The following is a 21,507-nucleotide window of genomic DNA, read 5'->3' on the forward strand; positions in this document are numbered from 1 at the left end:
ACTATCCTCGCCGGGCGTGACTAACACGCCCCATGTGACGATCGTCCTGCCGTGCTACAACGAGCAGGACCACGTCATCGACGAGGTCGAGCGCATCTGCAAGGCGATGGACGCCAGCGGACACACGTACGAGCTGCTGGCCGTCGACGACTGCTCGACCGACCAGACACTGGCCCGCCTCGAGGAGGCCGCGCCGCACTATCCCAACATGCAGGTGGTTCCGTTCCACCGCAATGGAGGGTCGGGCACCGTCCGGCGGATCGGCTCCCAGCAGGCCCGGGGCGACATCGTCGTCTGGACCGACGCCGACATGACCTACCCGAACGATCGCATCCCGGAGCTGGTCGACGTCCTCGACCAGGACCCGACGGTGGATCAGGTCGTGGGCGCGCGCACCACCGAGGAGGGCACCCACAAGTTCCTGCGGGTGCCGGCCAAGTGGTTCATCCGCAAGACGGCCGAGGTGCTCGCCGGGCAGAAGATCCCCGACTTGAACTCCGGCTTGCGGGCGTTCCGTAAGGACGTCGCCGAGCCGTACCTCAAGCTGCTGCCGCCCGGGTTCTCCTGCGTCACGACGATCACGCTGGCGTTCCTGTCGAACCAGCACGACGTCCGCTACGTGCCGATCGACTATTCCAAGCGGGCCGGCAGCTCGAAGTTCCACTTCGTGCACGACGCCTACCGCTACATCCTGCAGGTGCTGCGGATGGTGATGTACTTCAACCCGCTGAAGGTCCTGATGCCGCTCGCGCTGTGGCTGCTGGGGCTGGGCGTGGCCAAGGGCATCCTCGACATGGTCCTGCACCCGCTGCGGTTCGCGATCAACACTGTGCTGATCTTCGTGACCGGGTTGATCATCGCGTCGATGGCGTTGCTGGCGGACCTGATCGTGCGATCGCGGGGAGACACGTGAGCCGGAGCGACGTGACGGGGAGGCGGGGCCGACCGTGAAGATCGCGATCATCGGCCCCGCGTTCCCGTACAAGGGCGGCGGCGCGCACCACACCACCGAGCTGGCGCACCGGCTGGCCGCCGCCGGGCACGACGTCACGCTGGAGTCGTGGAAGGCGCAGTACCCCTCCTTCCTCTACCCCGGCGAGCAGACGATCGCGACGCCCGAGGGCGAGCCGTTCCCGGGCACCCGGCACGCGCTGGCCTGGTACCGCCCGGACGGCTGGCTGCGCACCGGCCGCCGGCTGCGTTCCCAGGACCTCGTGATCCTCGTCGTGCTCTCGCCCGTGCAGGTCCCGGCCTATCTCGGCATGCTGATGGGCCTCGGCTCCCGCGACGGCACGGGCCCGCAGGTGATCGCGCTGTGCCACAACGTCCTGCCGCACGAGCGCAAGCCGTACGACGTGCCGCTCATGCGGCGGCTGCTGACGCGCGCCGACGGCGCGCTGGTGCACTCGGCACAGCAGGCCCAGCTCGCCCGTGACCTGGCGCCCGGCACTCCGGTGCGCACGGCGGTGCTGCCCGCGCACCTGCCGACGCCCCCCCATGGGACGCCCATCGTCACGGGCGCGCCGGAGGGCCCGTGGAACCGCCTGCTGTTCTTCGGAATGGTCCGGCCGTACAAGGGCCTGGACGTGCTGCTGCGCGCGCTCGCGCGGGTGGACGACGTCGCGCTGACCGTCGCCGGGGAGTTCTGGGGCGGTGCCGAGGAGACCCGCGCGCTGATCTCCTCGCTCGGCCTGGAGGATCGGGTGGAGCTGAGACCCGGGTACGTCCCGGCCGCGGAGGTGCCGGAGCTGTTCGCCCGGGCGGACGCCCTGGTCCTGCCCTACCGCACCGCGACGGCCTCCCAGAACGTCTTCATGGCCTACGAGCACGGCGTCCCGGTCATCGCGACGCGCGCCGGCACCCTCGCCGATCATGTTCGCGAGGGCGTCGACGGCGTGCTGTGCGAGCCCGACGACGTCGACTCGCTCACCGACGCGCTGCGCCGGTTCTACGCACCGGGCGAGCCGGCGCGGCTGCGGACGGGCGTGCGGCCCGTCGACTCCGAGCCGCACTGGGCCGCCTATCTGGAGCAGCTCCTCACGGCCGGACCACTCGTCGGGAGCGGCGCCGGCGGTGAGGAGCGGTCAGCGTAGTTCAGCCCCCGATGTGCGGGGTGATCGCCTTGAGGAGGGCGCGCTTCGGCTTGGCACCGGTGATCTGCTCGACGACCTCGCCGTCCTTGAACAGCAGGAGGGTCGGCAGCCCCATGACGTTGTACTTGCCCGGGGTCGCCTGGTTGTTGTCGTAATCGAGCTTGGCGATCTTCAGCTTGCCCGGCGTACTCGGAGGCGATCTCGTCGAGGACCGGTGCGATCATGCGGCACGGGCCGCACCACGTCGCCCAGAAGTCGACCAGGACGGGCGTGTCGCTCTTCAGGACATCCTGGTCGAACGTCGCGTCCGTCACGGTGATGGGCTCGGCCACGGGAGCCATTGTGTCTCCTTCCGGTACGCCGCACGTGCGGCGTGGGTCAACACCGAACACAAGGCCGGTGGACCTGGCGATATTCCAGCGGGGAGAGGCTATTCGACTGAGCCCGCCCAGGCGGTGATCCGGCCGGGCGCGTCCGGGTGTCAGTCCGCTGGATGCCCGACCGGCTCGGCGTCGTCCTCGATGAGGACGGGGTGGCGGGTGCCGAGGAGTACGGCGGCGCCCGCCCACGCCAGGTCGGCGACCGTGAGGACGACCCGGGAGGCGAGCGCGACGACCAGCGGCGCGCCTGCCGCTGGCAGCACGGGCCCGAGCGTCACGGTCAGCGCGGCCTCCCGCACGCCCACGCCGCCGGGCGCGATGACGATGATGAACCCGGCGGTGAACGCCAGGGCGTACGCCCCCGTGGCGAGGAAGAGGCCGTGCCCGCCGGCCGCCCGCACCAGCAGCCAGGTGTGCGCGCCGAACAGCAGCCAGCCCACCGCCGTCCACGCGACCGAGACGGCCATCGTGCCGAGCCCGGCGGTGCGGGCCAGGGGCTGCCGGCGTGCCAGCCGGAGGGCGCGGTTCAGCGCGAAGGCCAGGACCCGCGGATGCAGCATGGCCAGGAAGATCGGCGCGAGGACGAGCAGCCACCAGTAGCGGCGCGTCGCGTCCGGCGAGGTGAACGGCAGCGTCACGGTGGCGACCGCGCAGCCGGTGGCGATCGTCGTGGCCATGGACAGCACGCCGGCGCTCGCGCCGCGCTCGCGCGGCACGTGGTGCTCCTTGGCCAGCTCCATCTGGGCGACCAGCGCCCACACCGACCCGGGGATGTACTTGCCGAGCTGGGACACGAAGTAGACGCGGACCGCCGCCCGCAGCGGCAGCGGCGAGCCCAGACCGCTCAGCAGGCGGCGCCAGGCCAGCATCCACGCGCCGAGCCCGAGCACCCCCGCCAGCAGCGCGGCGCCGACGTACGGCCAGGACAGCTGGGTCACCGCGCGGCGGGTGTCGTCCCAGCGGGAGAACAGCCCGTAACCGCAGAAACCGAGCGCGACGACGACCAGGGCGACGCGCGCGAGGCGGCTCGCTCGCAGGCGGGAGATCACCTGGCCAGACTAGTCGGTACGTCCCGGTGAACACTCGGTGATCAGCGGGTACGCGCTCCGGAGGGGTCGTAGAGTGTGGCCGATGAAACTCAATGACGCGAAGGCCTTCGTCGGCCATCAGGTGCACGTGTGCCGTTTCCGCGAGGCCGGGACCCTCCTGCGGTGGATGGGCGACGACCTGCGCGGCAAGCGGGTGCTCGACGTGGCCGGCGGTGACGGCTACTGGGCCGGGCAGGCCCGCAAGCGCGGCGCGCACGCGGTCTCGATCGACCTGGCGCGCGGCAAGATGCTCTACGGGCAGACCCTGAAGCACCCGCCGGCGCTGATCGAGTGTGACGCGCTGCGGCTGCCGTTCGTCGACGGCAGCTTCGACGCCCTGCTGTCGGTGTGCGCGATCGAGCACTTCGACGACGGCGGCAAGTCGCTGGACGAGATGTCGCGCATCCTCAAGCCGGGCGGCGAGCTGTTCATGTCCGCCGACGTGCTGAGCCGCTCGCGCGAGTGGCCGAAGCTCCGCGAGGCGCACTGCGCGAAGTACCACGTCCAGCACACCTACACGCATGAGAGCCTCGGACAGCTGCTGGGCGACCGCGGCATGGAGCTCGTCGAGTACTCCTACCAGTTCCGCAGCCGCGCGACCGAGCGTCTTTACCTGTCCCTGTCGGCGTATGGCGGCCGGATGGGATTCAACGCCGCCGCTCCGCTCACGCCGCTGGTCGCGCTCGCCGACAAGCGGAGTCCCAACGACCGTGGCAGCATCGTTTTGATCAAGGCGCGCAAGAAGGGTTGAGATCCCCCTGTCGACGATCGATCGGCGTAGGCTTCCGATCGGGGAGTGATCCCGACCGCATCGGCACCTAACGGAGGGGGCGACACCGTGGTGCCTCGTGTGCTTGTCGACGCGACCGCCGTGCCGGCCGACCGTGGCGCGCTCGGACGCTACGTCGACGGGCTGATCGGCGCGCTGCATCGCGCTGACGCCGATCTGGCCGTCGTCTGCCAGCGGGCGGATGAAGAACGATACGGAAAGCTGGCACCGAAGGCGCGGGTCGTCGCGGGCCCGACGGCCATCACGCACCGCCAGGCGCGTCTGACCTGGGAGCAGACGGGCCTGCCGCTCATCGCGCAGCAGGTCGACGCGCAGGTCGTGCACGAGCCCTACTACTCGATCCCGCTACGGCCGGGCGTGCCGATCGTCGTGACGATCCACGACATGGCCTACTTCACCGATCCCGAGGCGCACAACCCGGTCAGGACGACCTTCTTCAAGTCGGCGACGCGCACCGCGGTGCGGCGCGCGACCCGGGTGATCGTCCCGTCGAAGGCGACCCGTGACGAGATCGTCCGGCTGCTGGCGGCCGACCCGACCCGCATCGACGTCGCCTACCACGGCGTCGATCACACGATCTTTCATCCGCCCGGCGAGGAGGAGCGGCGGCGCCTGTCCGACCGGCTCGGCCTGCACGGATACCCCTACATCGCGTTCCTCGGCGCGCTCGAGCCGCGCAAGAACGTCCCCAACCTCATCCGCGGCTGGGTGGAGGCCGTGGCGGACCTGGAGCGTCCACCCGCGCTGGTCCTGGCGGGCAGCGGGGGATGGGACGACGAGCTGGACGCCGCCCTCGCCGACGTGCCGTCCCGCCTGCGGCTGATCCGGCCGGGCTACCTGCCGTGGCCGTCGCTGCCGGGGTTCTTCGGCGGGGCGCTGACGGTCGCCCTGCCGAGCCGGGGCGAGGGGTTCGGCCTGCCGGTCCTGGAGGCGATGGCCTGCGGCGCGACCGTGCTGACGACCCCCCGCGCGTCGCTGCCGGAGGTGGGCGGCGACGCGGTCGCCTACACCGAGCCCGATGTCGAGGGCATCGCGGCGACGCTGCGCGGGCTGATCGACGACCCGGAGCGGCGCGAGCGGCTCGCCGACGCGGCACACGCCCGTTCCCGGGAATTCACCTGGGCGGCGTCCGCGGAGGCCCACATGGCGGCCTACCAGCGCGCCGTCGAACAGTAAGGTGACTGATCGGTACCGATGAGGAGGGGCACCCTGGAAGCGATTCTGCTGGTCGGAGGTAAGGGCACGCGGCTGCGGCCGCTCACGATCTCGACGCCGAAGCCGCTGCTGCCGACGGCAGGGGTGCCGCTCCTGGAGCATCAGCTGCGCAAGGCGAGCGCCGCGGGCATCCGCCGGATCGTGTTCGCCACGTCGTACCGCGCCGCGATGTTCACCGAGGCGTTCGGCGACGGGTCGCGGTTCGGCCTGGAGCTGGTCTACGTGACCGAGGACGAGCCGCTGGGCACGGCTGGCGCGATCCGCAACGCCGCCTCGGAGCTGACCTGCGACGCCGGCAGCCCGGTCGTCGTGCTCAACGGCGACATCCTGTCCGGCCACGACCTGGTGTCCCAGGTGGCGATGCACGAGAAGTCCGACGCCGCCGTCACGATGCACCTCACCCTGGTCGACGACGCGCGGCGGTACGGCGCGGTGCCGACGACCTCCGAGGGCAAGGTCATCGCGTTCGTGGAGAAGTCCCCGAAGCCGCCGACCAACCAGGTGAACGCCGGCTGCTACGTCTTCCGCCGCTCGGCGATCGACGCGATCCCCACTGGCCGCGTGGTGTCGGTGGAGTACGAGACGTTCCCCCAGCTGCTCGCCTCCGGCGAGACGATCATGGGGTACGTCGAGGGCGCGTACTGGCTCGACGTCGGTACGCCGGCGACCTTCGTGCAGGGCTCGTGCGACCTGGTGCTCGGCCGGATGGAGTCGCCGGCGGTGCACTCGGGCGGGGGAGTGCTGTTCCTCAACGGCTCCTCGGTCGCCCCGGAGGCGGCCGTCTCCGGCGGCACGACCGTCGGCGCCGGATCCGTGGTCGAGTCGGGCGCGACGGTGGAGTCGAGCGTGCTGTTCGACGGGGCCGTCGTGGAGCGCGGGGCGCGGGTGTCGCGCTCGGTGCTGGGCCGGGGCGCGCGGATCTGCGCGGACGCGGTCGTGGAGGACGCCGTGATCGGCGACGGCGCGATGGTCGGCTCGGGCAACGAGCTGCGCGACGGGCTGCGCCTGTGGCCGGGCGTGCAGCTCCCGGAGACGGCCGTGCGGTTCTCCGCCGACGGCTGAGCGGACCCGGTTTGCTCGCTCAGGAGGCCCGTACCCGGACGTGGCGGCCGCCGTGGCCGGTCGACGTCGGGCTGACGCTGGCGCCGCACCGCCGGGGCTCCGGCGACCCCGCGTTCGCGATCGCCCCTGACGGGGCGGTGTGGCGGGCGTCGACGACCCCGGACGGCCCGGGCACGCTGCGGCTGCTGGCGCGCGGTGGCGAGATCGAGGCCGAGGCGTGGGGGCCGGGGGCGTCCTGGCTGCTGGACGGCGTGCCGGAGTTGCTCGGCGCGGCCGACGACCCGTCGTCGTTCCGCCCGGAGCACGAGGTCCTGCGCCAGGCGGCCGTACGGCTGCGCCACTTTCGCATCGGCCGGACCCGCAACGTCTTCGAGGCCCTGGTCCCGGCGGTCCTGGAGCAGAAGGTCGTGGGCAAGGAGGCCTGGCGGGCCTGGCGCTACCTCGTGCGTGGGTTCGGTGAGCCCGCGCCCGGCCCGCTGGACCTGCGGGTGCCGCCGCCGCCCCGGACCTGGGTGACGATCCCGTCCTGGGAGTGGCACAAGTCGGGCATCGAGGCGGTCCGGGCCCGTACGATCATCGGCGCCGCGCGGGTGGCGAGCCGGCTGGAGGTCGACGACACCGCCGAGGCGGACCGGCGGCTCCGCTCGCTGCGCGGCATCGGGGTGTGGACGTCGGCGGAGGTACGGCAGCGGGCCCTCGGCGACGCGGACGCGGTCTCGGTCGGCGACTACCACATCCCCGGCATCGTGGGCTGGGCCCTGACCGGCCGGAAGGTCGACGACGCGGGCATGCTCGAGCTCCTCGCCCCGTACGCCGGGCACCGGTACCGCGTGACCCGCATGCTGGAACTGTCCGGGTCCACCCCGCCACGGCGGGGCCCGCGGATGCCGGTCCGCGACTACCGCCGTTTCTGACGTCCGGGGGGTGATGGGAATAACGGGGAGGAACCGGGCGTATGTTGCCAACATGAGTGATCCCGCCGCTCCGGCGCCGTCGCCCACCGCCCTCCGTCGTGCGCTCGCCCGGGCGCGCGATGGCAAATCGCTCGACGCCTCCGAGGCCGAAGTGCTGCTGCACGCGCGCGGCGAGGACCTGGAGACGCTCCTGTCGTACGCCGCGCGGATCCGCGACGCGGGGCTGGAGGCCGCCGGCCGGCCCGGTGTGATCACCTACAGCCGCAAGGTGTTCATTCCGCTGACCCGCCTGTGCCGAGACCGGTGCGGCTACTGCACGTTCGCGACCGTGCCCGGCCGCCTCGACGCGCCGTACCTCAGCCCCGACCAGGTCCTGGAGATCGCCCGCCAGGGCGCCGAGCTGGGTTGCAAGGAGGCGCTGTTCACCCTCGGCGACCGGCCGGAGGACCGCTGGAAGCAGGCGGGCGAGTGGCTGCACGCGCACGGCTACGACGACACGCTCTCGTACGTGCGCGCCATGGCGATCCGCGTGCTGGAGGAGACCGGGCTGCTGCCCCACCTCAACCCGGGCGTCATGAGCTGGCGGGACCTGCAGCGGCTGCGGCCGGTCGCGCCCTCGATGGGCATGATGCTGGAGACGACGTCCCGGCGGATCTTCGAGGAGAAGGGCGGCGCGCACTTCGGCTCGCCCGACAAGGACCCGGCCGTACGGCTCCGGGTGCTGGAGGACGCCGGGCGGTCGAACGTGCCGTTCACGACGGGCGTCCTGATCGGCATCGGCGAGACCGTACGGGACCGGGCCGAGTCGATCTTCGCGATCCGCAAGGTCGCGCGGGAGTACGGCGGGATCCAGGAGGTCATCGTCCAGAACTTCCGCGCCAAGCCGGACACCAAGATGCGCTCGATGCCTGACGCCGAGCTGGAGGAGCTCGCCGCGACGATCGCCGTCACGCGCATCGTCCTGGGGCCGAAGGCGCGGGTGCAGGCCCCGCCGAATCTCGTCGACTCCGAGTACGCCCTGATGCTGCGGGCGGGCATCGACGACTGGGGCGGCGTCTCCCCGCTGACGCCCGACCACGTCAACCCCGAGCGCCCGTGGCCGCAGATCGACGAGCTGGCCGCCCGCACCGCTGACAGCGGGTTCGCGCTGCGGGAGCGCCTGACGATCTACCCGGAGTACGTCCGGCGCGGCGAGTCCTGGCTCGACCCCCGCCTCACCGCCCACGTGGCCGCGCTCGCCGGCCCCGACGGGCTGGCCCGCGAGGACGCCACGCCGGTCGGCCGGCCCTGGCAGGAGCCGGACGGCAGCTGGGGTGAGGCCGGACGGACCGACCTCCACGTGGCGATCGACTCCGAGGGCCGGACGAACGACCGCCGGGACGACTTCGACGAGGTGTACGGCGACTGGTCCGAGGTCGGCACGCGGATCCGGCCCGCGGAACGGTTCGACGCCGACGTCACGGCGGCCCTGCGGAGCGCCGAGCGCGACCCGGCCGGGCTGTCCGACCAGGAAGCCCTCGCGCTGCTGCACGCCGACGGCCCCGAGCTGGACGCCCTGGCCCGCCTCGCCGACGACCTGCGGCGCGACGCCGTCGGCGACGACGTCACCTACGTCGTCACGCGCAACATCAACTTCACCAACGTCTGCTACACCGGCTGCCGCTTCTGCGCGTTCGCCCAGCGCCGTACGGACGCCGACGCGTACACGCTGTCCATCGAGCAGGTCGGGCAGCGGGTCGACGAGGCCTGGGCGGCCGGGGCGACCGAGGTGTGCATGCAGGGCGGCATCCACCCGGACCTGCCGGGCACCGCGTACTTCGACCTCGCGCGCGAGGTGAAGAAGCGGGCGCCGGAGATCCACATGCACGCCTTCAGCCCGATGGAGGTCGTCAACGGCGCCGCCCGTACGGACCTGTCCATCCGGGACTTCCTGCTCGAGGCCAAGGAAGCGGGCGTCGACTCTCTGCCCGGCACGGCCGCCGAGATCCTCGACGACGACGTGCGCTGGGTGCTCACCAAGGGCAAGCTGCCGACGTCGGCGTGGACCGAGGTGGTCACGACCGCCCACGAGATCGGCCTGCCGACCACCTCGACGATGATGTACGGCCACGTCGACACGCCCGCGCACTGGGTCGCGCACCTGAAGCTGATCCGCTCGATCCAGGAACGCACCGGCGGCTTCACCGAGTTCGTTCTGCTGCCGTTCGTGCACCAGAACGCTCCGATCTACCTCGCCGGCCTGGCGCGGACCGGGCCGACGGCGCGGGAGAACCGCGCCGTGCACGCCCTCGCCCGCGTCCTCCTGCACGGGGCGATCTCCAACATCCAGTGCTCGTGGGTGAAACTCGAGGACGAGCTGTGCGCCCAGGTCCTCCAGGGCGGAGTCAACGACCTCGGCGGCACGCTCATGGAGGAGACCATCAGCCGGATGGCCGGGTCGGAGAACGGCTCGTTCAAGACGATGTCGTCGCTGGAGGAGCTGGCCACGCGGGCCGGGCGGCCGGCGCGGCAGCGGACCACGCTGTACGGCGCGGTGCCGGAGGAGCGTCGTGCGGCGGCTCTGGCGACGGACGGCGTCGGGCGCTTCCTGCCGCTGGCTCACTGAGGGTTTCGGGAGCGGACGGGCTGGTCCGCTGGGGGCTTCGGGAGCGGACGGGCTGGTCCGCTGGGGGTTTCGGGGGTCTGCTGAGGATTTCGGAGGCGGACAGGGTGGTCCGGCACCCTGTCCGCCGCGTCGTCACTTAGCCGATGAAGCGGACGACGTGGGCGGTGTGCCGTCCCGACCCGTACAGGGTCGTGATGTGCACGCTGTGCGAGGCGCGTGGCGGCGCGGCCTCGATGATCTTGTTGTTGCCGATGTAGAGCGCCACGTGGGTCGTGGAGTAGATGTTGTCTCCGCTACCCCAGAAGATCAGGTCGCCCTTGCGGAGCGACGACCAGCTCTTCTTCGGGCCCCGGCTGTACTGCTGGCTGGTGTCGGCGCCGATGTCGATGCCCGCGCCCTTGTAGAAGGCGTACAGCGTCAGGCCGGAGCAGTCGAAGCCGTAGCGCCGGTAGTCGTTGTAGCCGCCGGGGCTCGGCGTGGAGATGCCGCAGGAGGCGCCACCCTTGCCGCCGGCGCCCCACGAGTAGCTGCGGACCTTCTTGGTCTCTGCCGTGGCGAGCGCGATCACCCGGTTGATGCGGGCGCTCGTCGAGCCGACGCGGGAGCCGGCGGAACCGCTGTTCCGGCCGTGCACGGCCGCGCCGCTGTAGCAGTTGCTCGAGCCGGCACCGCTGCCGCTGCCGCTCGTGCTCCCGCCGCCGGTGCTCGTCGAGCCGGTGCTGCACCGCGGCACGCCCGGGACGAACCCGGTGTGGCCGGTCTTGACGTACACGTCGGTCACCCAGGTGCCGGCGGAGGTCTTGTCCCAGATGTTGGAACCGTAGGCGTACTCGCCCGGGTCCTGGCAGACGACGGGGACCTTCTGCCCCTTCTTGTACTGGTCGACCTTGACGGTCTTCGCGTTGAGCGACTTGCCCGCGCGTCCGTTGAGATTGTCGCCCGCCACGAAGTTGTGGACGGTGACCTTCTTGCTGGACGACGTGGACTGCACGTGCGACGACGAGCAACCGCTGGCCGCCGCGATGCCGAGGGATACGGCCGCGACGCTCAGCCCGTTGACGAGTAGTCGTCTGGTTGTCATGAGCGGGTCCTCTCCTGGCGCGGCTCGGGGCCGCGCTGGTCGGGGGCTTGCGGTCGGTGATCATGGCACACATTGCGGGGAGTAACGCATCTATTTCACAAACCCGACATAAACGGACACGCATCGTCACTCAAAGTAAGTGGGTACTGGCCAACGCGAAAATCGCTCGTAAATTCACACCGATGGTTAAAGGAAGGTAAACGCCCCAAACGGGCATTTAGCGGCACTTTTCGCCGGGCGTACTATCCTCCGGATCATGGCCGTGACCAGGAGGGATCCCCGGGTCCGTCTGCTGATCGCCGGCGCGGTGCTCCTCGTCGTCGGTCTGTCCGCCGGGGCCTACCTCCTGCGCGACCGGCCGCAGACGTGTCAGGGAAAGACCTTGCAGATCAGCATGGTCGCGGCGCCGGATATCACCCCCGCGCTCGGCGACATCGCCGCCCGATTCAACGTGCAATCCCACGAGATCGGCGGAAGGTGCGCGCGGATCACGATCGACATGCGCGACCCGGCGGCGGTCGTACGGTCCCTGAAGAACGGTGAGTCGCTCGACGCGGACGCCTGGGTGCCCGATTCGTCGATGTGGCTGAAGCCCGCCGAGACCGCTAGCGCGCGGACGCTCGCGGCCGGCACGCCCGTCGCCGCGACACCCGTGGTGATCGCCGTGCCACGCGCCGTCGCCGGCGAACTGCGCGACGAGAAGACCGTCGGAAGCTGGCGCCTCCTGAAGAAGGCTCCCCTGCACGCGTCGGTCCGCACCCTCGACCCGGCCCGCAACGCCGCCGGCGCCGCCGTCGCGCTCGCCACCCGCGCCACGATCGGCCCCGTCGCCGTCCATCGGGACCCCGACCCCGACCGGCTCTACGCCGCCTTCGCCGGGCTGCCCGACCTCCGACGCCCCCTCGTGGCCGTGACGGAACAGTCGGTCGTCGCCTACAACGACACCCACCGGCCCAACCCGGCCACCGTCCTTGTCCCCGAGGAGGGCACCCTCCTCCTCGACCACCCGCTCGTCGCGGTGACCACCGACCCGCTGCGCGCCCAGGCCGTCGACGCGTTCCGCTGGGCGCTCCAGGCGCGGCCGGCCATCGACACCCTGCAGAGGTACGGCTTCCGCACAGTGGACGGCCGCCTCGACGCCCGCGACGCCACCCGCCTCGGCCTCCGCGAGACCCTCCCCAAGATCCTCCCGAGCCCCACCCAGGCCCAGATCACCGCCGCGATGCGCGCCTGAACGAGCGGCATGGCCGAGGATTCATCGGCTCTTCACCGCGGCGCCGACCGGCGGCCTCCACTCGGTCGGCCGCGGTTCCGGCGTCATCAAGATCGTTTTCCCGGCCGGGGTGCTCCTTCACCGGCCGTGCCTCTATGGAAAGCGAGAACGAACCATGCGCAGATTCGTCGTCGCCGGGACGCTCGGCGTCGCCGGCGTGCTGGCGTCCGGAGTCCCCGCTCACGCGGCGTCCGCTGACCACGCTTCCCTCCGTGTCCAGCGTGCGGCGTGCTGGCAGAAGGTCAGCACGCGGATCTCCATCAAGAAGGCCGGCAAGAAGTGGCGTGACGTCAAGGCGCAGGTGTGGGTCTCCGACCCGAAACTGTGCAAGGGCAAGACCATCACCATCTGGCTCGAGTACAGGCGCACCGCGAGTGGCACGTGGTACAAGGCGCAGAAGCCCATCAAGGTCAAGGTCGCCGGGTCGCGCAAGCTGTACGAGGCGGGAGCCTCCGCCTACGCCTTCCCCTGCGGGCAGTACGTGCACACCGCGTACAAGCTCGACGGGACGACCTGGGTCGGCAAGGACTACAAGATCTGCAAGGGCAACTGAGCGATCCAGGATCGCCGAGGGTCGTCGGGCCACGACAGCCCTCGGCGGGTCCTCGCGAGCCGGCGCAGGTCCGTTCGCCCGGCGGGGCTGCTAGATGATCTTGTACCTGGTCAGCGGGGGTCTTGACAGTCGCGAAGACGCCATTCTAGGTTCCCAGAACGATTAGGAAACCTTCCTATTCGTTTCTGAGGAGAACGCCTATGTCCTGGGCACGTAGGGTCGCGGCCGTCACCACTGCCGCCTGTGTGGCTGGTCTCGGTCTGACGGGTACCGCTTCGGCGCGCGAGCGCGCCATACCGCCCCACGTCTTCGCTCCGTACGTCGAGACCTATCTACCCGACAGCCCCGCCACGCTGGCCCGGCAGTCCGGCGCCAAGTACCTCACGCTGGCCTTCCTGCAGACCGCCGCCGCAGGTTCCTGCACGCTCACCTGGAACGGTGACGCCAATGCCCCGGTGTCCTGGTCGGTATACGGCGATGACGTCACCGCGATCCGCCGCGCGGGCGGCGACGTGATCCCCTCCTTCGGCGGCTACGGCGCCGACACCACCAACACCGAGATCGCCGACAGCTGCACCGACGTCACGGCGATCGCCGCCGCCTACGAGAAGGTCATCACGACCTACGGCGTGACCCGTCTCGACTTCGACGTCGAGGCCGATTCCCTCAACAACACCGCCGCGATCGACCGCCGCAACAAGGCGATCACCCTGGTCCAGGACTGGGCGCGCCGGCACGGCCGGACCGTGCAGTTCGTCTACACCCTGCCGACTTTCACGACGGGCCTCAGCGCCCCCGGCGTCGCGCTGCTGCAGAACGCCGAGCAGAACCACGCCCAGATCTCCGTGGTCAACATCATGACCTTCGACTACTACGACAACCAGCCGCACGAGATGGCGAAGGACACCGTCAAGGCCGCCACCGGCCTCGTCGGCCAGCTGAAGGCCATCCACCCGAACGCGAGTCTCCGGCGGCTCTGGTCGCAGGTCGGGATCACCGAGATGGTCGGCATCGACGACTTCGGCCCGGCGGAGACCTTCACCACCGACGACGCCGTCCAGGTCGAGCACTGGGCCGCCAAGCGGGGCATCGCCGAGCTGTCCTTCTGGGCCATGCAGCGCGACAACGGCGGATGCGTGGGCACCGGCGGCAGCAACACGTGCTCGGGTGTCGCCCAGCAGCCCTGGCAGTTCAGCCACGCCTTCATCCCGTTCACCAGCCGAGCGTCTCTGATCAGCTAGGGATCCGTAGTCACATTAAGTGTTGTGACTGGGGGATCTGCCCATCGTGGTGGGGTGGCGTGGGCGTGCAGGTGGAAGCCCGCGCCCAGCGCCGCCCCCCGCGGCCGGTGCCGTGGCCGGTCTCGGCGGCTGGTGGGCGTGGTTGAGCTGATCGTATGCACAGGTGTGCGCACGCCCTGGTACCGGCAGGCCGCCCGAGGCAGCCTGTGGTCCGTGTGAACGTGTCCCTCCGGACGCTGACCCATCGGCCTTTGGGGGCCGGGGGTGGAGGGTGCCCCGCGTCGCCTGGGCACGGGGCGTGGAAATCGGCGCGGGGTGGGACCGGTCTTGGACCGATCACCCCGGCTGGCCGGGGAAGGCGCGGTCGCGGTCACGACCGCGCTTGCTTCAAGTTCGTCGATCACACCGGGGATGGTCATCTGGCCGGTGGTGTGGTCGACGAGGGCTTTGGCCTGATGGGTCAGCCCACGGGCGGCAGTGCGCTGCCACGCGCCGTGGTCGCGGTCGCCCTGCCAGCCACACTGCGAGTCGGGGCAGATCGCCCATTTCCACCCGGGTGTGGTGGGCTGGTCGGGGGCCTTGCAGTGCCGTAGTGGCAGCAGGCACTGCGGGCAGTGTTTGGAGGTGTTCTTCGGTGGGACGATGACCACGGCGATGCCGACCTCGGCGGCCAGGTGCCGCATGTTGGCGACGATCTGCCCGCGCACCGCTTGGGAGAGGCGGGTGTTGAGGGTGCGGCCCATGCCCTTGGCCTCCATCGACCGCAGATCCTCTCCAAAATCCGAGCGAGGCCAGCTCGCCGGGACGTCGACCACCTACCGGCGAGTGGAACTGGGCCGTGCCCCGCTGTGCAGAACAGCTCATGTGAATCCGCCCCGCCGATCGCCGAGGATTCCGAGCAGAAGTCCCGGAACCCTCGGCGATCATGGGGTCGCTCACCGTGCCAGTGGCGGGCCGTCGGGCCCGGCCTCGCGGTGCGGCCAGGCCGCCGACTCGTCTCTCTTGAGGTGGACGACCTCCTCGACGCGATCGGAGGGGATCACCACCTGGGTGACCTCGATCGCCTTCTCGTCCTTCGCGCTGTAACCGACACGGACGATCTCCTGCACGGGAAGACCCTTCGGGATCTCCAACTGCGTGGCCTCTTCCGCGTCCGGGAGCCGGGCCCGGTGGAATTCCATCCATTCGATCGGTCCGTGGCCCGTCTTCTCGAGCCGGTCGATCCACGCACCCGGGCCGGAGCCGAGCGGTTCCGCGACATCCGGGGCGTCGACCACCCCACGTGGATGGATCCACGTGTCCGAGCGTTGGAACGGCGGTTCCCCGGGCGGCCCGGTCACCCGGCGCCGTCGCAGGATCAGTGAGCCGACGGGGACCTTCAGGAAGTCGGCGAGCCGCGGGTCGGTGATCGGCTCCTCGGTCACGGTCGGCGTCATGTGGTGAATCCACAACTCACCGCCGCCGGCAGCGGGGAAGCTGTAGCCGCCGACCGTGGGTTCGCCGTCCGCCGTGACATGCCCGGTGTTCCGTTTGACGAGGTTGCCGCGAAGGACGCGGCGGCGCATGGCGGGACGGACGATCGTGCCGCGCCGGGGGACCGACCACACCTTGCCCTTGTCGGCGAGGCTCTTGATGGCCCGTGCGATGGAGTTCCGGGACACGCCGTACTCCCGGGCGAGGTCCTCCATGCGTGGGAGCGCCTCGTCGGCGGCCCATTCGCCCGCGTCGATGCGTCTCTCCAGATCCCGCTCGATGTCCCGGTACGGGGCTGGCGCCACGTCGACGTCCTTCCTCGGATTTGTTGAAGCATATTGACATAGAGTCATCGCTTCGGCACTCTAAGTGTTCAGTGATTTGTTGAAGCAAATAGGGCTGCGTCACACGTCTACCTCCGACGGGGAGTGATTCCCTGTGCCCCTGAGCCCCCGGTCCCTGCCACTCGGCATCGTCGACGCCCTCGCCGGCCGACGCTGGACCACCTACGACGACGACGGCAAGACGATCCACGTCCTCATCCCGCATCCGGCGTGACCCGACAGTCGTTGTCGCCGCGAGTCGCCGGGACTCCTCCAACGGAAACCGGCGGCGATCAGGGCTGGCGGGTCGGGCGGGTGCGGAGCCAGTAGGAGCGGGCGGCGACGGTCAGGGCGATGCCGTAGACGCCGAAGGCGCTCAGGCCTATCCAGCTCACGAGCAGGGCGTCCGCCGAGGTGTGGAAGTCGCCACGGGGAATGGTCACCGTGCCCGCCGTGGCGAGGGCGACGTAACCGATTCCGGCCGCCCCGTACGGCGCGAGTGTGGCGGCGCCGAGGAGGGCCGGTGTGAGCGGTAGCCAGCGCGGGACCCGCCTGCCGCGTAGGGCGAGGGTCCAGCGGGGGAACACCTGGCCCCATGGGCGCACCAGCCCGAAGATCAGGAAGATGCCGAGCGCGGCGAGCAGTGCCGTGGCGTCGATGCCCCACGACTCCAGCGTGAGCCATAGCCCGGAGGCGCCGTTGCGCTCGGCGATCGCGCGCATCTCCGTGCCGCTCGTCCCCGCGAAGGTGCCGCCCACCGCCCACGTCGTCTTCATCGCCGCGTACGGGACGAACGCCAGGGCTCCCGCGTAGGCCGCCCACCGCGCGGACCGGGGAGCCGGGGACGGCTCCGACGCAGAGACCGCGCGTCCGGACGGGCGGCCGGAGCGGGCCGTGGCGGCGAGGAGGACGACGCCGAGCGCCGCGAGCGCCTCGTTCGTGGCGGCCACCGGGTCGTCGACCTTCTGCTCGAACACCAGCGTGATCACGTTCATCAGCAGGCCGAACGCGGAGATCGCCGACAGGGCGCACGCCGTCCAGAGCAGCGCGCGCCGCCTCGACCACAGCGCCGTCGCCGCCAGTGCGGCGATCGCCACGACAGGCCAGTCGAGTGCCGCTGGAGCCCGATGGTCGCCGCCGGCGAAGACCGGCGTATCGGTCACCGCGCACACCAGGCCGAACCCGCCGTAGGCCACGGCCCAGCCCAATGCCGCGCGGCGCGGCCACGACGACGTCATCTCCGGATCATCGATCACGCCCTCACGGTGGCATCGGCCTTCCCGCGGCGGCCTCCCCCGGCCGAGTGATCACCATCGCTCTCATGGGCGAGTGGTTCGCGCGCAGGGCGGCGTTTTCGCCGCTTTGCCCGAATGCGGCAACAAAAACCGGAGGCGTATATGGCGCCGGCTCCTCGCCCTGCGGGACATGACAGAGCGAGGAGCGTCCTATTTCGGGCGACCCATATCGGCCCTATCGGCGGCTCAGCGGCGCAGGATGAAGGTCTCCGGGTCGCGGGGCGGGCGGTCGCGCGGGGGAGCGGCCGCGTGGCCGACGCCGACCGCGCCCATCGGGTCCCAGTTCGGCGGGAGGTCGAGCGTCTCGCGCACCACGTCGGCGCAGAACAGCGTGCTCGACACCCAGCAGGAGCCCAGGCCCTCGACGGCCAGCGCGACGAGGAGGTTCTCCACGCCCGCGCCCATGGCGACGAGGAACATCTCGCGTTCGGCGCGGGAGCGGCGCGCGTCCGGGTAGTCGTGCGCGCCGTCCGTCACGAGGCAGGGCACGACGAGGTACGGGGCGCGGCGCAGCACGTCGCCGCGTTTCAGCCGCCGGCCGATCGACTCCTCGCTGAACCCGTCGCCGCGCAGGTCGGCCTCCCAGGCGTCCCGCATGGCGTCGAGCAGCCGGTCCTTGCCCTCCTCGACGAGCACGAACCGCCAAGGGGTCGTGTGGTGCGGGGCGGGGGCGGTGATCGCGGCGGCCACGGCGCGCTGGACCGCGGCCGGGTCGACCGGCTCCGGCCCGAACTCCCGTACGGTGCGGCGGGCCGCCAGGACGTCGGCGGAGCCGTACCGGAACATGTCCTCGTCGGGGGAGCGGACGAGCGCCCGCGCGCCCGGTCCCTCCTCCTCGGTCACCAGGTCGCCCAGGCCGCGGACGACCGCGACCGGGACGCCGGCCAGCTTGCCCTTCACCAGTTCGGCGGCCGAGGCGATCTCGTCGGCGATCGAGGTGACCGTGGCGTCGAGGCGGTTGCCGTACGTGTCGACGCGGCCCCGCAGGTCGTCCAGGGGCGGGAGGCCGGCCACGCCGATCGCGGCGTCGGTGAGGCCGAGCCGCCACGGCCGGCCGAGCGTGTCGGAGACGATCACGCCGACGCGGACGCCGGTCAGCTCGTGGAGGCGCGCGCGGATCCGGCGCGCGGAGGCGTCAGGGTCCTCGGGCAGGAGGAGGACCGTGCCCGGTTCGGTGTTGGAGGCGTCCACGCCGGCCGCGGCCAGCACCAGGCCCTGCCGCGTCTGCACGATCCGGGTGGGGCCCCGGCGGGCGACCACGCGTACGGTCTCCTCGTCGATCGCCTTCTCCCGGTCGTCGGCGACCAGGAGGCGTCCCTCCGCCTTGCTGACGATCTTCGAGGTGACGACGACCACGTCGCCGTCTCGCAGCTCGGCTCTGGCGATCAGTTCGGCGACGTCGTCGCCCTCCCGCACTTCGGGCAGGCCGTCGACGCCGAACACCTCGTACCGCGCGCTCATCGCTCGCTCGCCCTTCTCGTTCGCCGTGGGAGCGCCCTCTTCCGTCGACTCACCGCTCACGAGCCCAGCTCCGCGGCGAGGTCGAGGGCGGCGCGGGCGATGGCGGCGGACGCGTCGACGTCCGTCATCAGCAGCGGGCGGGAGCGGACGGCGATGCCGTCGAGGTCGCCCTCGATGGCGTCGTCGGCCGTGTCGACCAGCCAGCCGTCCAGTAGGTCCGGCCCGTAGTGCGCCGCCACCGCGCCGGCCGAGGTCTCCACGCCGATCGCGGTCAGGCACGCGTCGGCCATGCCGCGGACGGGCGCGCCGCCGATGATCGGGGAGACGCCCACGACGGTCTTGGCCGCGACCGCCGGGCGGATGCCCGGCACGGCCAGGATCGTGCCGACGCTCACCACCGGGTTGGACGGCGGCAGGATCACGACGTCGGCGGCGTCCAGCGCCTCGAGCACGCCGGGCGCGGGTTTGGCGTCCTCCGCGCCGACCGCCGCGATGGACAGGGCGGGGACCTCCGCGTGCAGCCGCACCCACCACTCCTGGAAGTGGACGGCGCGCCGGCCCTGGGCGTCCTCGATGACGACGTGCGTCTCCACGCGGTCGTCGCTCATGGGCAGCAGGCGTACGCCCGGCTTCCAGCGGGCGCAGAGCGCCTCGGTCACCGCGGACAGCGGGTATCCGGCGTCGAGCATCTGCGTGCGCACGATGTGCGTCGCGAAGTCACGGTCGCCGAGGGTGAACCAGGACGGGCCGACCTCGTACGCGGCCAGTTCCTCGCGGATCGTGAAACGCTCGTCCGCGCGACCCCATCCCTGTTCTTCGTTGATGCCGCCGCCCAGGGTGTACATCACGGTGTCCAGGTCGGGACACACTCGTAGCCCGAACAGTGAAATGTCGTCGCCGGTATTGCCGATTACGGTGATATCCGCCTCTGGGGCGGCCTGCCGCAGTCCGCGCAGGAACCGGGCTCCCCCGATCCCGCCCGCGAGTGCCACGATGCGCATGCGGACAAGTCTGGCACCCCGGGGTCCCGGTGGACGCCACGGGCCGTGGGGCAATGTGCGAAGCTTGCGTGGAACGGATCACTCACAGGGAGTAACGCGTGAACAACGACGCCGCCCAGCGGCTACGAGAGCCCGGCGCCTGGGTCCTCCTCGGCTCGGTGTTCCTGCAGGTCGTCAGCGGACTGATCAGCCTCTTCACGGGCGGTAGGGGCACGACGTTCGCCTACCGCGCCTTCGTCTTCACCAATAGCGACAGCTTCTTCTCGGGCGTGGCCGTCATCGCGCTCGTCGTCGTCGCCGTGCTGCTGGTGACCCGGGTCGGCGGCGCTCCGACCGCACAGGCGCGCAATGTCGCCCTGGGCGGGGTGATCCTGCTCGGCGTGATCGCGTTGCTCGATGTGATCGCCCTTCTCGCGGGCCTCGCGGCGGGCAGCAGCGCCGGGGGCATCGTGTTCGACGTCCCGGCGGGCGAGAAGTTCTCGATGTTCCTGTACGGGATCGCGAAGCTCGCCGTGCTCGCGGTCGGGGCCTTCTACGCCTTCTCGGTCTTCCAGTCGCTCGGCCCGGTCCGTCCGGCCGCGCCGCAGTATCCGCAGCAGGGCTACGGCCAGCCCGCGCCGCCGTACGGGCCCGGCTACGGCCAGGTCCAGCAGCCGTACGGGCAGCCGCAGCAGCCCTACGGGCAGCCGCAGCCCCAGCAGCAGCCGTACGGTCAGCAGACGCCGTATCCGCAGCAGGCGTACGGCCAGCCGGCCTACTACCAGCAGCCGACGGCCCAGCCCGCTCAGCCGGCTCAGCCCGCCCAGCCGGGACAGCAGCCTTCACAGCCCGCTCAGCCGAGCCCGCCCGCCCAGCAGCCTGCCCTGCCCGCCCCCCAATCGGGACAGCAGGGACAGGAGGGGCAGCAGGGACCCGCGGGACAATCGGGGCAGTCGTCGACCGATGAGGGTGAGGGGGAATGGACTCGCGCCTTCGGGGGTACGGATCAGCCGCCGACCGGGCAGGGCGAGGGGGAGTGGACCCGCGCCTACGGCGGTGGCACGGACCAGTCGGCGCCCAGCGAGTCCTCGTCGGGATCCGATGAGTCGGATCGGTCGCATCCGGCCGACCCGTACCGGCCGCCGGAGTAGGCTGCGGCGGCAGAAACGCATAACTGCGTGAATCTGCGCAGTGACTGCTGTCTCTGCAGGTCAGCGCGGCTTTTTTAGCCGCACCTCACCGTTCCCTGCCCATTCGGCTTGACGACGCTGGTCATACACGCGTGTAATTTCATGGGTGTAGTTCTGCCTTCCCGGGGGACTCAGTCGGGGAAGGTGACCAGGGGGGACTCCACGGGGCGAGGAGGTGCGTCTGTGAGCGAAGTGCTCATCCCGCTGACGCACGGCACAGATGACGGCGAAGAGTTGGGCTGGCAGGAGCGCGCACTGTGCGCGCAAACAGACCCGGAAGCTTTCTTTCCGGAAAAGGGCGGCTCGACCCGTGAAGCCAAGAAAGTGTGCCGTGCTTGCGAGGTGCGGGCGGAATGCTTGGAATACGCGCTGGGGCATGATGAGCGGTTCGGCATCTGGGGCGGTCTGTCCGAACGCGAACGCCGGAAGCTGAAGCGCGCGGCGGGCTGAGGCTCGCACCAGCGGCGCGGATGCCCGAGGTGATCGTTCA

19 protein-coding genes and 1 pseudogene are annotated in these 21,507 nt (G+C 71.1%); 12 read left to right on the forward strand and 8 right to left on the reverse strand.

Translation table 11 applies throughout. The features are described from left to right. The first annotated feature begins 16 nt into the window (after nt 1-16). Both ACYVF7_RS08495 and ACYVF7_RS08500 read left to right on the forward strand, forming a co-directional pair. On the forward strand, nt 17-913 hold the full coding sequence (locus tag ACYVF7_RS08495; protein WP_460337376.1) for a glycosyltransferase family 2 protein: 897 nt from the start codon (nt 17-19) through the stop codon (nt 911-913). A gap of 34 nt (nt 914-947) precedes the next feature. Then, a complete protein-coding gene (locus ACYVF7_RS08500) occupies nt 948-2,093 on the forward strand; it encodes a glycosyltransferase family 4 protein (RefSeq protein WP_460337379.1) in 1,146 nt (381 codons plus the stop codon). 1 nt (nt 2,094) lies between these two features. On the opposite strand, the pseudogene trxA reads toward ACYVF7_RS08500, so the two are convergent. Both trxA and ACYVF7_RS08510 read right to left on the reverse strand, forming a co-directional pair. Next, nucleotides 2,095-2,434 (reverse strand): annotated as a pseudogene (gene trxA / locus ACYVF7_RS08505) (thioredoxin). Nucleotides 2,435-2,574: 140 nt separating this feature from the next. Then, nucleotides 2,575-3,522: a lysylphosphatidylglycerol synthase transmembrane domain-containing protein gene (locus tag ACYVF7_RS08510; RefSeq protein WP_460337382.1), complete on the reverse strand. Its 948-nt coding sequence runs from the start codon at nt 3,520-3,522 to the stop codon at nt 2,575-2,577. A gap of 82 nt (nt 3,523-3,604) precedes the next feature. Here ACYVF7_RS08510 and ACYVF7_RS08515 point away from each other — a divergent pair, with 82 nt between their 5' ends. The 5 genes from ACYVF7_RS08515 to ACYVF7_RS08535 all read left to right on the forward strand — a co-directional run bounded on the left by ACYVF7_RS08515 (nt 3,605) and on the right by ACYVF7_RS08535 (nt 10,147). Beyond that, the gene (locus ACYVF7_RS08515; RefSeq protein ID WP_460337385.1) at nt 3,605-4,312 is read left to right on the forward strand and encodes a class I SAM-dependent methyltransferase; all 708 of its coding nucleotides are present in this window, start codon (nt 3,605-3,607) and stop codon (nt 4,310-4,312) included. Between the two features lie 99 nt (nt 4,313-4,411). Beyond that, entirely contained in the window at nt 4,412-5,527 is a 1,116-nt protein-coding gene (locus ACYVF7_RS08520; RefSeq protein ID WP_460337388.1) for a glycosyltransferase family 4 protein, read from the forward strand. Between the two features lie 18 nt (nt 5,528-5,545). Beyond that, entirely contained in the window at nt 5,546-6,628 is a 1,083-nt protein-coding gene (gene manB / locus ACYVF7_RS08525) for a mannose-1-phosphate guanylyltransferase (RefSeq protein WP_460337391.1), read from the forward strand. An 11-nt stretch (nt 6,629-6,639) separates the two neighbouring features. After that, the gene (locus tag ACYVF7_RS08530) at nt 6,640-7,542 is read left to right on the forward strand and encodes a DNA-3-methyladenine glycosylase family protein (protein ID WP_460337394.1); all 903 of its coding nucleotides are present in this window, start codon (nt 6,640-6,642) and stop codon (nt 7,540-7,542) included. Nucleotides 7,543-7,594: 52 nt separating this feature from the next. Then, the gene (locus ACYVF7_RS08535) at nt 7,595-10,147 is read left to right on the forward strand and encodes a bifunctional FO biosynthesis protein CofGH (RefSeq protein ID WP_460337396.1); all 2,553 of its coding nucleotides are present in this window, start codon (nt 7,595-7,597) and stop codon (nt 10,145-10,147) included. Between the two features lie 136 nt (nt 10,148-10,283). On the opposite strand, the gene ACYVF7_RS08540 is transcribed toward ACYVF7_RS08535, so the two are convergent. After that, complete coding sequence (locus ACYVF7_RS08540; protein ID WP_460337399.1) at nt 10,284-11,228, reverse strand: C40 family peptidase; 945 nt, start codon at nt 11,226-11,228, stop codon at nt 10,284-10,286. Nucleotides 11,229-11,484: 256 nt separating this feature from the next. Between ACYVF7_RS08540 and ACYVF7_RS08545 the strand changes: the two genes are divergently transcribed. The 3 genes from ACYVF7_RS08545 (at nt 11,485) to ACYVF7_RS08555 (ending at nt 14,295) form a co-directional block, all read left to right on the forward strand. Further along, a complete protein-coding gene (locus ACYVF7_RS08545) occupies nt 11,485-12,462 on the forward strand; it encodes a substrate-binding domain-containing protein (protein WP_460337402.1) in 978 nt (325 codons plus the stop codon). 154 nt (nt 12,463-12,616) lie between these two features. Then, nucleotides 12,617-13,054: a hypothetical protein gene (locus ACYVF7_RS08550; RefSeq protein ID WP_460337404.1), complete on the forward strand. Its 438-nt coding sequence runs from the start codon at nt 12,617-12,619 to the stop codon at nt 13,052-13,054. 200 nt (nt 13,055-13,254) lie between these two features. Further along, the gene (locus tag ACYVF7_RS08555; RefSeq protein ID WP_460337407.1) at nt 13,255-14,295 is read left to right on the forward strand and encodes a chitinase; all 1,041 of its coding nucleotides are present in this window, start codon (nt 13,255-13,257) and stop codon (nt 14,293-14,295) included. On the opposite strand, the gene ACYVF7_RS08560 is transcribed toward ACYVF7_RS08555, so the two are convergent. The 5 genes from ACYVF7_RS08560 to cofD all read right to left on the reverse strand — a co-directional run bounded on the left by ACYVF7_RS08560 (nt 14,292) and on the right by cofD (nt 19,848). Then, nucleotides 14,292-15,053, reverse strand: a complete 762-nt coding sequence (locus ACYVF7_RS08560; RefSeq protein ID WP_460337410.1) for a zinc ribbon domain-containing protein — start codon at nt 15,051-15,053, stop codon at nt 14,292-14,294. The genes ACYVF7_RS08555 and ACYVF7_RS08560 overlap by 4 nt on opposite strands. Nucleotides 15,054-15,230: 177 nt before the next feature. Then, nucleotides 15,231-16,073: a GntR family transcriptional regulator gene (locus tag ACYVF7_RS08565; protein ID WP_460337413.1), complete on the reverse strand. Its 843-nt coding sequence runs from the start codon at nt 16,071-16,073 to the stop codon at nt 15,231-15,233. Nucleotides 16,074-16,384: 311 nt separating this feature from the next. Continuing rightward, complete coding sequence (locus ACYVF7_RS08570; RefSeq protein WP_460337416.1) at nt 16,385-17,347, reverse strand: hypothetical protein; 963 nt, start codon at nt 17,345-17,347, stop codon at nt 16,385-16,387. Between the two features lie 225 nt (nt 17,348-17,572). Then, entirely contained in the window at nt 17,573-18,847 is a 1,275-nt protein-coding gene (locus ACYVF7_RS08575) for a coenzyme F420-0:L-glutamate ligase (RefSeq protein ID WP_460357841.1), read from the reverse strand. A 56-nt stretch (nt 18,848-18,903) separates the two neighbouring features. Next, entirely contained in the window at nt 18,904-19,848 is a 945-nt protein-coding gene (gene cofD, locus ACYVF7_RS08580; protein ID WP_460337419.1) for a 2-phospho-L-lactate transferase, read from the reverse strand. A gap of 98 nt (nt 19,849-19,946) precedes the next feature. Here cofD and ACYVF7_RS08585 point away from each other — a divergent pair, with 98 nt between their 5' ends. Beyond that, a complete protein-coding gene (locus tag ACYVF7_RS08585) occupies nt 19,947-20,978 on the forward strand; it encodes a hypothetical protein (RefSeq protein WP_460337422.1) in 1,032 nt (343 codons plus the stop codon). 222 nt (nt 20,979-21,200) lie between these two features. Continuing rightward, nucleotides 21,201-21,467, forward strand: a complete 267-nt coding sequence (locus ACYVF7_RS08590; RefSeq protein WP_360897269.1) for a WhiB family transcriptional regulator — start codon at nt 21,201-21,203, stop codon at nt 21,465-21,467. Nucleotides 21,468-21,507 lie beyond the last annotated feature (40 nt).

It is taken from the genome of Actinoallomurus acanthiterrae (assembly GCF_054775715.1).